Source organism: Primorskyibacter flagellatus, from assembly GCF_048268605.1.
GTDB lineage: Bacteria > Pseudomonadota > Alphaproteobacteria > Rhodobacterales > Rhodobacteraceae > Primorskyibacter > Primorskyibacter flagellatus.
The window spans coordinates 22,647-36,991 of record NZ_JBLWVF010000020.1 but is presented as its reverse complement, the minus strand read 5'-3'; the positions used below and the strand labels follow the sequence as shown (position 1 = coordinate 36,991).

Sequence of the window (14,345 nt, the reverse complement as noted above, 5' to 3'; positions counted from 1 at the left end):
GTACCCGACCGACAAGACCACTTGGAGCGCGCAAACTTGGAAAAGAATAACCAGAAAAGGCCTCCGCTATCATTGCGAGCGGCAAGTGCGACCGGGCGCTCAGCGCTGTTCTTGGCTAAGGTCGCGGGGAAAGTTGGTTGGGCAATCGCCAAGCCTGTGGGGCGGCAGACAGGTAAGCTCGCCGCAAAAGGGGGTAAAGCGGTCAAGGATCACGCGGCTGTAAAATTCGCAGAATTTGAACTTAGGCATACCAAATATACGCCGGAGAACTTTTTCGAAAAAGGCGCAATCTCTCTGGAAGACCTCGTCGATGCGCTGTTGATTGAAAAGCGCGGCACGTCGGCCAGGATTGTTACAGCGCTTTCGGGGAAATTGGCCGCGGCAGGTACGACAGCAAGTCTATTTTCCATCGCATCCATTCTCGGAACAGCCAGTACGGGAACGGCCATTTCTTCACTTTCAGGCGCAGCTTTCAACAGTGCCGCGTTGGCGTGGATTGGTGGAAGCGTTGTAACTGGCGGGTGGATTGTCTTGGGTGTAGCTGCCGTTGGAGGCGCGATCGCATATTTTGGATCTCGCAAGCTTGTTGGAAAATGGACCGGAAAAAGGCGCAAGAAAAAATCCTTGGACCCGCAAGAAGTGCGGTTCGTCGAGACCTGTTTGATGTTGGCAACGGCGTTTCGTGAGCGGGCCAATCAAAACGCCGTTTTAGACCCACTCACCGCTACAACCCTGCAGCAGAACTTAAGACATGATTTCCTCGAACAGTTGGATGTCTGCATCGCCAAAGTCAGCGACTGGCCGGATCTTCCGCTGATGCGCCTTGAAGATCGCAAGGTAGATCTAGTTGAATTGTTCGACGCGTTATCAACGGCGCATGGTCAAAAGCCGTCAGTCAGAAGAAATCCCTCTGCGGCTGCTCCCGTCGCTACAGGTGTCGTATCCGCCACGATATTGAAATTGATGTCGGACACCTTGCCTTCGTTTACGGAAGATGAGGAGTTGGTTCTTCAGGCGCTACGCCGATCGAACAATAGCCTTGCTGATGCCAGTGAGCTTGAGCTTTCAGAATACGTGCAATCGCTATCCGTTGAGCAAATTTCCGGGCTCAAAAACAACGTAAAGGGAATCTACCATGAACTCGCATTTCAGCGGAAAGAGAACCTGGATGGCGACGAGTACATTGTCGAGCTCTTCGGCGACACGAACCATGCTGGCGCTGATGTCCGGATTATCAATGTTGCGACCGGCGATGTTTCCGAGGTTCAACTCAAGGCAACAAAATACGCATCATATGTGCGTGAACACAACGCAAAATACGAAAACATCGACGTGCTAGTGACCAGTGAGGTTGCTGGCTCGTCGCCGGATTGGTCTTCTTCTGAGTTCAGCAATGCCAACCTTACAGATGATACGTCGTCGACTTTACACAAGCTCGGTCAAGGGGCCGACGCCGACATTGTTGACAGTATGGGGGTCGCTGCGATGGTGACACTTGCGGCCAATGCTAAGTCCATGTTGAAGGGAGAAGCTCTTTCAACAGAAGCCAAACAAAAAATAATTCAGGACGGAGTGGTTGCAGCAAGCGTTGCTGGATTGGTTCAGCTCATTATCTAACGTCAAAATTCTCTGCCGTATTTACAATGACATAGAAACTCTCGGCCAATTGAAGTGTCATATTTCGAAGGGCAGTGAACGACCACTCTCCGCACTCCCTGAAGAGATTGCGAATCTTCAAACCTTAACGTATATGACTAAGTCATACCCCAGAGGCAATCATGACCGTCAAGACAACCCTCAGCTTTACCGACCGCCACCATCGGTTCCTGACCGACAAGGTGGGCCAAGGCGTCTTTGCCTCGCAGAGCGCGGCTGTGGCGGCGGCCCTGGAGCAGATGATGCGCGATGAAGAGGAACGCGAGTTGGCCCTTGGAGCGATGGCCGAAGAAATCCGGGCGCGGCTCGACACGCCGCGCGCCGACTATGTCTCGGCCGAAGACGCATTTGCCGCCGCGCGGGCCCGGCTGCAGGCTGCGCGCGAGGCGTGACCTATCGCATCCGGTTCCATCCGGCGGTCACGGATGATCTCGACGCCATCACGCGTTGGCTGATCGACTATGCCGGCCCGCAATCCGCCGCGCGCCGACTGGACGAAATTGAGGCCACCATCGCCAGCCTGTCAGACCTGCCGCACAAGGGCAGCCGCCGGGACGAGATCGCCCCCGGGTTGCGCGCCATCCCTGCAGGCCGCAAGGCCGTGATCGCCTTCACCGTCGACGATGATGCGCGCGAGGTTCATATCCACGCCGTGACCTATGCCGGGGCCGACTGGATCATGCGCAGCAAATCGCGAGGGCGGTAGCAGGATGGCGCGCAAACCTGTCCACAAATGGGCCTTCAAACCCGGCATGCGCGCAAGCGCTTTCGGATGGCGCGGCTCCGCCAAGGCGATCGAGCGGTTGAAATCGGCCAGCGCGGAAATCCGGGCCGTCAATCGCGCGGAGCCTGTCACGGCGGCGGACGGCGTGGTCGCATTGGCCGCGCGGATCTGGCCCGCGTTTGAGCATATCGACACCTCGTCGGGCGCGCTTGGCACCGCCGTGCGCCGCACACTCGACGACCTTGTGCCGATCCTGATCGCCGCCCCTGCCGATGAAAAGACCCGCGCCAAATGGCTGGAACAGCTGCGCACGGCGATCGAGGACGATGGCGTCGACTACCTTGCCCCGATTTCGGAGCGGTTCGGCGAGATCGCCGTATATCCCGCGCTCATGACCCTGCATGCCGACAGGGATCTCGCCCTGATCCATCGCGCCTGGTCGGATTGGGCGCGGTATTCCCATGTCGGCACCGCGACCCTCACGCTGTCCTGCCTGCTCGAGGCCGGACGGTATGACGATCTGCTGGCGCTCCTCGCGGTCAAGAAGACACGGCTGTGGTTCGATGACAAGTTCGGGGCCGAAGCCCTTCTCAGACAGGGCCGCGAGGATGACGCGCTCGCCTATGCCGAGGCGCTGCTACAGGCGGACCGCCAGACATGGGGCCATCACGACATCTGCCGGTTCTGCGAGGCGATCCTTGTGCGCCAAGGCAAGGCAGACGAGGCTTATCGCCGGTTCGGCCTGCCAACAGCGAGCGGGAACACCTGGCTGGCAATGTGGCGCGATCTGGTCAAACGCTACCCTGACCGGGATGCCCGTGCATTGCTGGAAGACCTGATCGCGCTCCACGGGAGCAAGGGCAAATGGTTTGCCGCAGCCAAGACCGCGACGTATTTCGACATCGCGCTCGACTGCGCGGCCGATCATGAGGCGGCCCCGGCCACGCTCATCCGGGCCGCCCGCGATTTCGCGATCAAGGAACCAGCCTTCGCTGCCGATGTCGCTCTGCATGCCATCAGGCATCTTCTGGCGGGCCGTGGGTATGAACCCAGCCCGTTCGATATCGACGAAGCCGTCGATCACCTGATGACCGCCAGCACACGCATCGACCGGCGGGGCTGGGCCATCGCGGCGCTTCAGCGACTGATGGAGATCACGCCCGGCGATGATCTGATACAGCGCCGCCTTGGCCAGAAGTTGACCGAACTCAGTGCTGAATAGCGGATTGATCGGTATCGAGAAGCAGCCTGCACGCCGCGATGAAACCAACCAATGCCCTGCCCCGACCTCACAAGTTTCGCCCGAACAGCTGACCGCCCAGACGATCGATCACGGTTTTCAGGAACGCACATCGCCTTCGGCGCGTTCTTCGATCAGCTGTGCTGGTGCTACATCCAGATGCGCCGCGACCCGCTGTAGAGTTTGCAAGGTGACGTTCTGCTGGCCGCGTTCCATTGCACTGACATGGGCGCGGTCGACATCCATCGCCGCCGCCAACGCGGCCTGCGTCAGCCCACGCGCTTGGCGGTAGTGCTTGAGATTACTTGCAAAAACAACGCGGATGTCCATCCGCAGCTAAAAAGCCTATCGCGTATTTTGGTGCGACGTATTATCCCACATTCTCCAAGTAAGTCGCTGATTTCGCTGTCGTAATCGTGATATTTCGCATATAAATCATGGCGTTGACGGCTGCGAGGGGCGCGTTTCATGGATCACCTGGAGGGTGCGGGCTTGGCGCGGGGAGATCGGGTTGATTTCGACCGCCGTGTGCGTCTGGAGTTCCGTGGTGCGCAGATCAGTTCAGACGGTGGCCTGCTGGTGATGCGCGAGCTTGATGACGTGCTCGGCCTGTCCAATCTGGCGTCGGAGGCGCTGCGAGACAGCCGCACCGGGAAGAACACGCTCCATCGGCTTGACGGATTGTTCCGGCAATCGGTGTTCGGACGACTGGCCGGATACGAGGATGTGAACGATGCCGACCGCTTGGCCCTCGATCCCGTGATGCGTCAGGTCGTTGGCGGCAGGGCCGTCGAGGCGCAAGCTGCTTCGGCATCGCAGATGGGACGGTTCGAGACCGAGACGCTGGCTCTGGCCGCGAACCGGGCGGCGCTGGCCGATCTGAACGGCCAATGGATCGACCGGTTTCATGACCGCAACGGGTTGCAATACATCGTGCTGGACATGGACAGCTCGGTCAGCCCCACCCACGGCGATCAGGAAGGTGCTGCCTGGAACGGGCATTTCGACTGCACCTGCTATCACCCCATCTTCTTGTTCAACCAGTTTGGCATGCTGGAGCGCTGCGCCCTGCGTAACGGCAATGTCCACAGCGCCGATGGCTGGCGGGATGTCCTTGATCCCGTCATTGCCCGATATGCTGGCCGCGACCTTGGTGGACGCTTCTTCCGGGCCGACGCTGCCTACGCGATCCCCGCGATCTATATGCGGCTGGAAGAAGCCAGGTTCTTCTACGCCATCCGTCTGCCCGCCAACGCCGTCTTGCGCGAGAAGATCGCGCATCGGCTGACACGGCCCGTGGGACGGCCTTCGCTGACCAAGGTCAAACGGTTCTTCGAGGACTTCGAGTATCAGGCGGCGTCCTGGGACAAGCCGCGCCGCGTCATCGCCAAGATCGAATGGCATCCGGGCGAGCTGTTCCCCAAAGTCGGCTTCATCGTCACCAACCTGCCGATGGAGCCAGACTGGGTGGTGAGGTTCTACAACCAGCGCGGCACCGCAGAGCAGCACATCAAGGAAGGCAAATATGCCTTTCGCTGGACGCGGCTGTCATGCCGGAAGTTCCGGCACAACGAGGTGCGGCTGCAACTGCACGCGCTGGCCTACAACCTGGCAACCTTCCTGCGCTGCATCGAACTGCCCGAGGCCATGGCGGACTGGTCGTTGACCAGCCTGCAACTCAAGCTGATCAAGATCGGCGCCCGCGTCGTCCGCCACGCCCGCGCCATTACCTTCCAGTTGGCCGAGGTCGCCGTCACCGGCCCGATGGTGCGGGCCGTCCTTGCCGCCATCCGCCGTCTTCGAACGCCTCCGTCATGCGCATGACCACGATCCATGCCCAAGCTGAACGAAAGCGGCAGGACAGGTCCGTCTGCCGCGCGGAAAAGCGGCTCTGCCGGGCCAGAATGCTGCGGGTTCGAGGCTTGATCCACCCGACTTCGGCCGTTTGCGCGACGACAGACACCGCTCGGGGCGAAAAACGCTTGCCCAGCGAGCAAAATCAGGCGATCTTGAAGTCAAGCGGCAGGCCACTTGGGGAATGTCGGGTATGTATATTTGGAGAATGGCGAGTAAAAATGCGCCAATATCGAGCCGATCAACAATAAAGGGAGGGCCGCGACAAGAAGAAGTCTTCTGTATTTTCTAAAGGTCATCGTATAGCCTCACCATGCAGGCATGAGCCATGCCAACTAAGGATTATCCCTTTTATGAAGTCTTTGTTTTTATATAAAATTTTTGCTGTTACGGTTTGTGTAGCGTCTTCAACTGGTGCTCAATCTCTGGATTACAGGCATTTCATAACCGGAAATGACTTTCATGAAATGTGTAGAAATGACTTCACCTCAGCATACAGATACACAGTAGGAGTATTTGACACACTGTATGCAATGAATGTTGTTTTGAACAAGCAGGTTTCTCTACCGTGCATGGCTCCAACCACTGGCGCAAGAGTAACCCAGATTGCGTGCCGCTACGTAAATTCACATCCAGAGAGCAGAGACCAATCCGCAGCACTTCTGATCTTTCTTGGCTTTGCAGAAGCTTCACCGTGCTAAAACAGTTATGAACTGGCTCCCTTTTCAACCGGACAGTGTGGGGTTCTCCCTCACCGGACAGAGCTTTTTTCCGGCCCCACCCGGCTCATCCGACTTCGCTCGCTAGGTAATCCCCCCATTTTTGCGGGGACTTGGTCGTAGAATTTACGCGGCCATCTTCAGTTTCTGTGCAGGTGTCATCCCGCCGTTGCCCATGTTTGGGCGCTCATGGTTGTAGGACCAGAGCCATTCGGTGGCAATCTGCTGGACCTCCTCGATGCTTTCGAAAATGTACAGGTCCAGCCATTCGTGCCGGACCGTCCGGTTGTAGCGCTCGACATAGGCGTTCTGCTGGGGCTTGCCGGGTTGGATATAGGACAGGGTGATGCCCCTGTTCTCTGCCCATTCCATGAGGGTGCCACTGACGTATTCCGGGCCATTGTCGACTCTGATCGCCCTTGGTGCGCCGCGCCATTCGATGATCTGGTTCAGCGCCCGGTCGACCCGCTCAGCAGGCAGCGAGAAGTCGATCTCGATGCCTAATCCCTCGCGGTTGAAATCGTCCAGGACGTTCAGCAGGCGGAATTGCCGTCCATCGCCGAGCCGATCCGCCATGAAGTCCATCGACCAGACCTCGTTCGGGACCTCTGGCACGGCCAGCTCGTCGGGCTTCTCCCGCTTCAGGCGCTTGCGCGGCTTGATCCGCAGGTTCAGCTCCAGGTCGCGGTAGATCCGGTAGACCCGCTTGTGGTTCCAGCCGTGACCCTGGACGTTGCGCAATTATAATGCTCATCTGCAACCTGACTGACCGCGATCCGTTCTTGCACAGGCAATCCGATGTGCTTTTATGGACCATAACGCCAAACGGCGAGGGGGAATCATGTCTGCCACCGGCACCACGCCGATCTCTGATCTCGCACCACAAAGCGATGATCTGACCGACTACGACCACGCACATATGACGCTTTACCTCCGCCTGTTCGACGCCGCTGAAAGCGGTGCAAGCCTGCAGGAAGTTAGCAAGATCCTGTTCGGCCTCGATGCGGACAAGGAGCCGGAGCGTGCCCGAAAAATCTATGACAGCCACCTCGCCCGTGCGCGCTGGATGACCGAACACGGCTATCGCAAGCTGCTTGAGGGCGGTAACGGCTGAACTTTGCGCAATTCGGCCCAGATCGGCGAACACTCGCGCAGGTTGCGCAAGTTGACCGTTCGCGTCGTCGTTTTCTTGCACCTCCCGGCTATACTCTTTCCCCATCGAAACCTCTGATGCGGAGCTTCGCCATGACCAGGGATTGGCAAGACGAAGCGGCGTATCGGCATTTCGACAGCCTCGACCTGTCCGGGCTGGCTTGGGAATGCCTGCGCCGCAATTCAGACTATCGCGCAACCTACCCGCAGATGCGGGATGGATTGAGATCACCGGCTGCATGGGGGTTACGATTTCCCGGTTGATCCGGACATCGACGCACCCAAAGCACCCGTGTTCTGGACGCCTTCAATCGCCCCGGCAGCGGTCGGGTATGTTGTGCCGGTCCCCGGCGGCGACACCGCCGCGCCGCACATCGATGCAGATGATCTGACCGTCATCGGAACGCAGGACGGCTTGATGTATGTGCGCCTCGCAACAGGCGCGTTGCTCGTGCTGGATGCAAAGAACCTGCGCCGGCCCCTCGGCATCCTGGTGCCGCTGGACGAGCATTGGACGGCACGGATCAATTCGCTCGAGTCGCTCCGCGTGCAATTGCTGCATCACAAACGATCCCCTCCGCCCCTGACGTCGCAGCAGCGACGGCGCATCCAGCTTGCATTGCGCACGCTCGACGCGCGCCGGGATCGTGCCAGCTATCAGACAATCGCGGGGCATTTGTTCGGCGCAGAGGCTGTGTCCCGCGAGCATTGGAAGACCAGCTCCCTGAAAGCCCAGATCACCCGACTGACAGCCCATGGCACGCATCTGACCACCAAAGGCTATCGTTTTCTCCTTCTCGGTCGCGGACCAACGGGGCGCTCCAAGCCGCGCAAGTGATCACCGCGCGATCTCCGAAAATCGAACCCTCATCTGGCCCTGCTCCTGTTGGCCTTTGGGGGTGACGTTTTCGTGCCGCGATCTTCGTCATCCCTTCCCATGGCCCGTCTGCGTTTTGATGACCTCCGACAGCCCGCGACGCGCCGTCGCTAGGCCTAGCCACCGGAGATGCTCAAATGCCCGACCCAAATGAAGGACTACCGCCCCGCTACCTCAGAACACCGGAAGCCGCCCGATTTCTCGGCCTGTCTGGCCGTACGCTGGAAAAACACAGGACCTACGGGACCGGCCCGCGGTATTCAAAAATCGGCGGGCGTGTCGTCTACGCGGTCGATGATCTGCAGGCCTGGGTCACACGGGGCGAGAAAAACTCGACCTCGGACGAGACCGAAGACCGCGTCCTGCCTGCCAAACGCCATGCCGCCGTATCGCCGGCCTATCTGCGACGGGGGCGCTGAGCCGATGCAGACACTTGTCCACCTCACCTGGATCGAAGGGCGCATCGAGCGCTGGATCCGTTTCGGTCGGATGGCCGGGGAAATCATACTGACGCGCACGGAAAAACGCGTGGCCTTCACCCCCGGCGCAATCTTCGCGCTCCTGCGCTGGTCGTCGAACGACTATGGCACCGTTGAAAGCCGGATCGACATTCTGCGCGCCGTTGGTGCAGGCGAGCCCTGCTCCACGGTGCCCTGTGTCACGCCAGGCGGAGAGCTATTGCTGCGCCTCTCCGGTTGGCCCAAGGTCGAGGCGGCCCTGCGGTCCGTCGATATCGTGGAAAGCTATGGCATCGCGCCGGAAGATGTCTGCCCCGATCATTGGCGGCACGTCCACAACCGCCTGACAGCTGCATTGGAGCCCCGGCCCTACACCCCTGCCCGGCATGCGGCCTGGCTCAGGCGTCGCATGGTGACGACATGAGCGCGGCGGCCCCTCCCCTCCTCGCGGCCGGATTGTCCCTCGGTCTGCTCGCAGTCGCACAGATCGACCGCGCACCGCGTCTGATCTGGAATGCCTCAGCAAGCGTGCCGATCGGCCTCTACGTCGTTCGAGCGTCACACGGGCCATCGCTGGGCGATCTCGTTGCCGTGCGCCTGCCGGAAGACCTGTCATCCTGGGTGGTTGAGCGCGGCTATGTCGGTGCGGATACCCTGCTGTTGAAACGCGTCGCGGCCGTCTCGGGCATGACCGTTTGTCGGAACAATCTCGAGATCACCATCGACGGCAGAGTAGTTGCCGAGGCAGCATCGGATGACCAACAGGGCCGCCCGCTTCCCCGTTGGACGGGATGTGTCACGCTCGCCTCGGACGAGGTCTTCCTGCTCCTTGCTGGTGTCGCCGACAGCCTCGATGGACGATACTTCGGCCCGTTGTCAGCGGACACGATCCTCGGACGTGCCATCCCTCTTTGGACATTTGGAGGGGCGGAAGATGCGTCGTCTTGAACGCGGGCACAGCCGTCAGCACACGGGCGTCACGACGGCGCTTGTACTGATCCTCTGCATGCCGATCACCGTGGTACCGTCCGCCGTGATCGCTCAGGACCGCAGTGTTCCAGCATCTGAGCAGCAACCCATCGACATCCATATCGCAGAAGCCGCGCGCAGGTTCGGCATCCCGCAGCCCTGGATTCGTGCCGTCATGGAGGTCGAGAGTGCGGGCAATCCGCGCGCGGTGAGCCACGCGGGCGCCATGGGGCTTATGCAGATCATGCCCGACACCTGGGCCGAATTGCGCGCAGCCCACCGGCTTGGCAATGACCCTTTCGATCCACGCGACAACATCCTGGCCGGTACCGCCTATCTGCGGCAAATGTACGACCGGTTCGGGTCCCCCGGCTTTCTCGCGGCCTACAATGCCGGGCCTGCACGGTACCAGAACCACCTTGATACCGGACGCGCCCTGCCCCTTGAAACCCGCAATTACCTCGCCATCCTTGCGCCACTCATCGCCGATGGAACCGACGTCGCGCGGGCGGTGAAAAACCCGCAGAGGACGCAGGACTGGCGCGACGCCCCGCTGTTCGCGGCAATGGCCGAGGAGGGTCAGACCCCAGGCGATGACGCCCAACGGATTGCGTCTGACGCGTCTCGAAACGGCATCTTCGTGCCTCTCAGCCGGGGGCAAACGCCATGATCCGCGAAATCGCACCATGGCGAGGTGTGGAACGCCCGGTCGCAGGAATGGGCCGGAGAAGGTCGACGCGCAGGGTCTCAACAGAAAGAGCGCAAGATAAAAGAGGTGCCGCAAGCGGACCTCAAGCTGTTGTTTCTCTGCGAGGAATTGCGCGGCACATCCAAGCTGCATGCCGCAGGACTTCACCTAGAGAGTTGATTTATGGAAGTTTTTCAAGCGGCAGCTGGTCCTGCAAGCGAGTGCGGCCATGACCCGGCGCGACAATGACCTCCGTATCCGGCCCGGGCGAATCCGCGACGGCGGCAGGACCTCGAAGCAACCGACACGCTTTGTCAGTGAGGTAATGCGCGCTGCCCGTAAGTCCGGTCAGACTGGTTATCGTTTCGGAGCCAAGCAATCTCAATCGACTTCCGGATCTTTCGGACGTGGGCGCTTTCAGAGAGCAGCGCTGAACATGTCACGCACATCTCGGCGCGTCATAGTCAATGCCCGCGTCGTGCGCCACCAGGGCAAGCGCTTTCGCTCCGCGCCGATGGCCAAGCATCTCGGCTACCTGCAGCGCGACGGCATTGGTCAGGACGGACGCGACGCAGACTTGTTCGGGTCTGAGCGCGATGATCTCGACCGGGGCGGATTTGCGGCGCGCTGCGAAGACGACCGGCATCATTTCCGGTTCATCATCTCGCCGGAGGACGCGGGCGATCTCGAGGATCTGCGCGCCTTCACCCGGGATCTGATGGCCCGAGCCGAACGGGATCTCGGGACCAGATTGGACTGGGTCGCGGTCGACCACTGGAACACCGACAATCCGCATGTCCACATCCTGGTGCGCGGAAAGGCCGACGATGGGCGGGACCTTGTGATCTCGCGCGATTACATCAGCCAAGGGTTTCGGGCGCGCGCGGAAGACCTCGTACAACTGGAACTGGGACCCCGCAGCGAGCGGGAGATTTCCCAAGCCCTGGAAACGCAGGTCACGGCGGAACGCTGGACCGATCTCGACCGCGGCCTGCGATCCCTGGCGGACGATCACGCCGGTATCGCCGACCTGCGGCGCGGAACGCCGGAACCCCGCGATCCGGAGCTGCGCCGCTTGATGATCGGGCGTGCCCAGACACTGGAGAGGCTCGGGCTGGCCGAACAAATAGCCCCTGCCGTCTGGGAGTTGAAACCGAATGCCGAAGACACTCTGCGCGAGCTCGGGATGCGCGGCGACATCATCAAACGGATGCATCGGGCCAAGGGTGCCGAACGCCACCGCGCGGCGGGTGATTTCGCCATCGAAGGAACGCCCACCGCGCCGATCCTCGGGCGACTCATGGAACGCGGCTTTCATGACGACCACGCCGGGACCGGCTACGCGATCATCGACGGCGTTGACGGTCGCGTACATCACCTGCGCTTCCGGGATCTCGATGCGACCGGCGACACGCCGCAAGGTGGCATTGTCGAAACCCGGCTCTGGACAGGGAAGACGGACGCGACACCGCAACTGTCTCTTGTCGGTCGTTCCGATCTGTCGCTGGCCGCCCAGGTCGAGGCGGATGGTGCCACCTGGCTCGACCGCCTGCATCTAGCCCAGGACCGAGCACCGCTGAGCGGTGCTGGATTTGGGGCAGAGGTTCGCCAGGCATTGGAGCGGCGCTCGGACCACCTTGTCGCCGAAGGCCTCGCTCGACGGCAAGGTCAGCGGGTCACCTTTGCCCGCGATCTGCTGGCCACCCTGCGCAACCGCGAACTGGACGCCATCGCTCAAGACCTCAGCACACAAACCGGCCTCCCCCGTTACAAGCCGACCGAGGGCGAACCCATCGCAGGGACGTTTCGCCAACGCCTCAATCTCGCCTCGGGCCGCTTCGCCATGATCGATGATGGCCTCGGATTTTCGCTTGTTCCCTGGACCCCGCAACTCGAACGCCATCTCGGCCAGACCGTCACGGGCACGATGACGCCCGGCGGCGGGATCGATTGGAGCCTCGGGCGCAAGCGCGGGCTGAGCCTCTGAGCAGAAAGGACATCACCATGAGCCGTCAGGACACGTCATCGGCCACCAAGATCCTCTGGGGCCAGATCAGCATCGTCAGCATCGTGGCGCTGCTCTTCGTCTGGGCAGCGACGCAATGGGTCGCGTTTCGTCTGGGGTTCCAACCCCAGCTTGGCGCGCCTCTCACCGCCCTGTTCGGCCTGCCGATCTACCGCCCGTGGCAGGTCTTCACCTGGTGGTACTGGTACGACGCCTACGCGCCCCGCGTCTTCATGGAAGGAGCAGCGATCGCCGGCGCAGGCGGGATCGCCGCCATTGCCGTCGCGATCTTGCTGTCGGTCCTGCGGGCGCGCGAGGCGAGCGACGTGACGACCTATGGCTCGGCCAGATGGGCAGGCCTCAAGGATATCACCGCCGCCGGACTATTCGCGGAAGACGGAGTCGTGCTCGGCCGCCTCGACAAGCGCTACCTCCGGCATGACGGACCGGAACATGTGTTGTGCTTCGCGCCCACCCGCTCCGGCAAGGGCGTCGGCCTGGTGATCCCAAGCCTGCTGACCTGGCCCGGCTCCGCCATCGTCCATGACATCAAGGGCGAAAACTGGCAACTGACGTCCGGATGGCGGGCGCGGTTCGGGCGTGTCCTGCTCTTCGATCCAACCAATGCGGCCAGCGCCGCCTACAATCCGCTGCTCGAAGTCCGCCGCGGCGAGCGCGAGGTGCGGGACGTGCAAAACATCGCGGATATCCTCGTCGATCCCGAAGGCCAGCTCGAGCGGCGGAACCATTGGGAGAAGACCAGCCATTCCCTTCTGGTCGGCGCGATCCTGCATGTCCTCTATGCCGAGAAGGACAAGACACTGGCAGGCGTCGCCGCCTTCCTGTCTGATCCGCGGCGTCCCATCGCCGCCACACTGACTGCAATGATGCGGACTGCCCATCTCGGAGATCGCCCGCATCCTGTTGTCGCCCAGGCCGCTCGCGAGCTGCTGAACAAGTCCGAGAACGAACGCTCCGGCGTCCTGTCCACCGCCATGTCCTTTCTCAGTCTCTACCGCGACCCCGTGATCGCCGCCGTGACCCGGCGCTGCGACTGGCGGATCGATGATCTGGTCTCGAATGCGCGGCCACTCACCCTCTACCTCGTGGTGCCGCCGTCGGATATTTCCCGCACGAAACCGCTGGTCCGGCTGATCCTGAACCAGATCGGCCGCCGCCTGACGGAAGAATTGCACAACATCAACCGCAAGCACCGCCTTCTGTTGATGCTCGACGAGTTCCCCGCCCTCGGGCGCCTCGACTTCTTTGAAAGCCAACTGGCCTTCATGGCGGGCTACGGTCTCAAGGCGTTTCTGATCGCCCAGTCGCTGAACCAGATCGAAAAAGCCTATGGGCAGAACAATGCCATCCTCGACAACTGCCATGTCCGCGTCGCCTTCGCGACCAATGACGAGCGCACGGCCAAGCGCCTGTCGGACGCGCTCGGCACCACGACCGAGCTGCGCGCCATGAAGAACTACGCCGGGCATCGCTTGTCACCCTGGCTCGGACATCTGATGGTCTCGCGCCAGGAAACCGCCCGCGCCTTGCTGACCCCCGGTGAGATCATGCAGCTGCCATCCGACGACGAAATCATCCTCGTGTCGGGCGCAGCCCCGATCAGGGCACAAAAAGTACGGTACTTCCGCGATGCGCAACTTACGGCGAGAATCCAAAAGCCGCCTATCGTCGAAGCATCAGTACCCGTCAGCCCCGTGGAAACCGATGATTGGAGCAGTCTTCAGCCAGTCGCACCACCCCAAGAAGCTGCCACGAAAAAGCCCGCTGACGACGGGGATGGTGGCATCCGACGAGAACCTGAGATCCCCGAACATGAGGATGTGGCGCCCGAACTGCCGTTCCCGCGCGAGGAATTCGCCGCCCTCGAAGACGAACCTGACGACGAGGCCCAACGCGCCCGCGCTATGCAGACCCGCTTCCGCAACGTCGCGCGTCAAGCGGCCCTCGATCCCGACGACGGCATCGAATTGTGAGGTGACGCG

16 protein-coding genes and 1 pseudogene are annotated in these 14,345 nt (G+C 61.2%); 15 read left to right on the top strand and 2 right to left on the bottom strand.

All coding sequences use genetic code 11. The annotated features are described in order from the left end of the window. The first annotated feature begins 36 nt into the window (after positions 1 to 36). From ACN0WV_RS16560 to ACN0WV_RS16545, 4 genes are all read left to right on the top strand, one after another. A complete protein-coding gene (locus tag ACN0WV_RS16560; protein WP_417607215.1) occupies positions 37 to 1,617 on the top strand; it encodes a hypothetical protein in 1,581 nt (526 codons plus the stop codon). A 161-nt stretch (positions 1,618 to 1,778) separates the two neighbouring features. Then, positions 1,779 to 2,048 carry a hypothetical protein gene (locus ACN0WV_RS16555; protein ID WP_417607213.1) on the top strand — a complete coding sequence of 90 codons (270 nt, stop codon included), beginning with the start codon at positions 1,779 to 1,781 and terminating at the stop codon, positions 2,046 to 2,048. Then, positions 2,045 to 2,362: a type II toxin-antitoxin system RelE/ParE family toxin gene (locus ACN0WV_RS16550; RefSeq protein WP_417607211.1), complete on the top strand. Its 318-nt coding sequence runs from the start codon at positions 2,045 to 2,047 to the stop codon at positions 2,360 to 2,362. The genes ACN0WV_RS16555 and ACN0WV_RS16550 overlap by 4 nt, the downstream gene beginning before the upstream one ends. A 4-nt stretch (positions 2,363 to 2,366) precedes the next feature. Then, entirely contained in the window at positions 2,367 to 3,602 is a 1,236-nt protein-coding gene (locus ACN0WV_RS16545) for a hypothetical protein (RefSeq protein ID WP_417607209.1), read from the top strand. 117 nt (positions 3,603 to 3,719) lie between these two features. On the opposite strand, the gene ACN0WV_RS16540 is transcribed toward ACN0WV_RS16545, so the two are convergent. Then, complete coding sequence (locus ACN0WV_RS16540; RefSeq protein WP_209056325.1) at positions 3,720 to 3,950, bottom strand: helix-turn-helix domain-containing protein; 231 nt, start codon at positions 3,948 to 3,950, stop codon at positions 3,720 to 3,722. A 138-nt stretch (positions 3,951 to 4,088) separates the two neighbouring features. On the opposite strand from ACN0WV_RS16540, the gene ACN0WV_RS16535 reads away from it, so the two are divergent. Continuing rightward, positions 4,089 to 5,444 carry an IS1380-like element ISPme1 family transposase gene (locus ACN0WV_RS16535; RefSeq protein WP_171380759.1) on the top strand — a complete coding sequence of 452 codons (1,356 nt, stop codon included), beginning with the start codon at positions 4,089 to 4,091 and terminating at the stop codon, positions 5,442 to 5,444. A gap of 383 nt (positions 5,445 to 5,827) precedes the next feature. Further along, the gene (locus ACN0WV_RS16530) at positions 5,828 to 6,175 is read left to right on the top strand and encodes a Rap1a/Tai family immunity protein (RefSeq protein WP_417607207.1); all 348 of its coding nucleotides are present in this window, start codon (positions 5,828 to 5,830) and stop codon (positions 6,173 to 6,175) included. Positions 6,176 to 6,319: 144 nt separating this feature from the next. Here ACN0WV_RS16530 and ACN0WV_RS16525 read toward each other — a convergent pair. Continuing rightward, positions 6,320 to 6,934: pseudogene (locus ACN0WV_RS16525) on the bottom strand (IS3 family transposase); the annotation flags it as partial. Positions 6,935 to 7,034: 100 nt separating this feature from the next. On the opposite strand from ACN0WV_RS16525, the gene ACN0WV_RS16520 reads away from it, so the two are divergent. The 9 genes from ACN0WV_RS16520 to ACN0WV_RS16480 all read left to right on the top strand — a co-directional run bounded on the left by ACN0WV_RS16520 (position 7,035) and on the right by ACN0WV_RS16480 (position 14,336). Continuing rightward, positions 7,035 to 7,307: a DNA -binding domain-containing protein gene (locus tag ACN0WV_RS16520; protein ID WP_417607205.1), complete on the top strand. Its 273-nt coding sequence runs from the start codon at positions 7,035 to 7,037 to the stop codon at positions 7,305 to 7,307. Positions 7,308 to 7,438: 131 nt separating this feature from the next. Continuing rightward, entirely contained in the window at positions 7,439 to 7,609 is a 171-nt protein-coding gene (locus ACN0WV_RS16515; RefSeq protein ID WP_193142252.1) for a transcriptional regulator domain-containing protein, read from the top strand. A 28-nt stretch (positions 7,610 to 7,637) separates the two neighbouring features. Beyond that, positions 7,638 to 8,183, top strand: a complete 546-nt coding sequence (locus ACN0WV_RS16510) for a DUF2285 domain-containing protein (RefSeq protein WP_417607203.1) — start codon at positions 7,638 to 7,640, stop codon at positions 8,181 to 8,183. Between the two features lie 176 nt (positions 8,184 to 8,359). Beyond that, positions 8,360 to 8,641 (top strand): helix-turn-helix transcriptional regulator, encoded by a 282-nt coding sequence (locus ACN0WV_RS16505; protein WP_417607201.1) that lies wholly within the window; start codon positions 8,360 to 8,362, stop codon positions 8,639 to 8,641. 4 nt (positions 8,642 to 8,645) lie between these two features. Then, positions 8,646 to 9,104 carry a DUF2840 domain-containing protein gene (locus tag ACN0WV_RS16500; protein ID WP_471869402.1) on the top strand — a complete coding sequence of 153 codons (459 nt, stop codon included), beginning with the start codon at positions 8,646 to 8,648 and terminating at the stop codon, positions 9,102 to 9,104. After that, the gene (locus ACN0WV_RS16495) at positions 9,101 to 9,628 is read left to right on the top strand and encodes a S26 family signal peptidase (protein WP_417607197.1); all 528 of its coding nucleotides are present in this window, start codon (positions 9,101 to 9,103) and stop codon (positions 9,626 to 9,628) included. Before ACN0WV_RS16500 ends, ACN0WV_RS16495 begins: the two co-directional genes overlap by 4 nt. Further along, complete coding sequence (locus ACN0WV_RS16490) at positions 9,615 to 10,319, top strand: lytic transglycosylase domain-containing protein (protein WP_417607195.1); 705 nt, start codon at positions 9,615 to 9,617, stop codon at positions 10,317 to 10,319. The genes ACN0WV_RS16495 and ACN0WV_RS16490 overlap by 14 nt, the downstream gene beginning before the upstream one ends. A 532-nt stretch (positions 10,320 to 10,851) precedes the next feature. Further along, positions 10,852 to 12,324 (top strand): relaxase/mobilization nuclease domain-containing protein, encoded by a 1,473-nt coding sequence (locus ACN0WV_RS16485; protein ID WP_417607194.1) that lies wholly within the window; start codon positions 10,852 to 10,854, stop codon positions 12,322 to 12,324. Between the two features lie 17 nt (positions 12,325 to 12,341). Beyond that, a complete protein-coding gene (locus tag ACN0WV_RS16480; RefSeq protein WP_417607193.1) occupies positions 12,342 to 14,336 on the top strand; it encodes a conjugal transfer protein TraG in 1,995 nt (664 codons plus the stop codon). Positions 14,337 to 14,345: the final 9 nt, after the last annotated feature.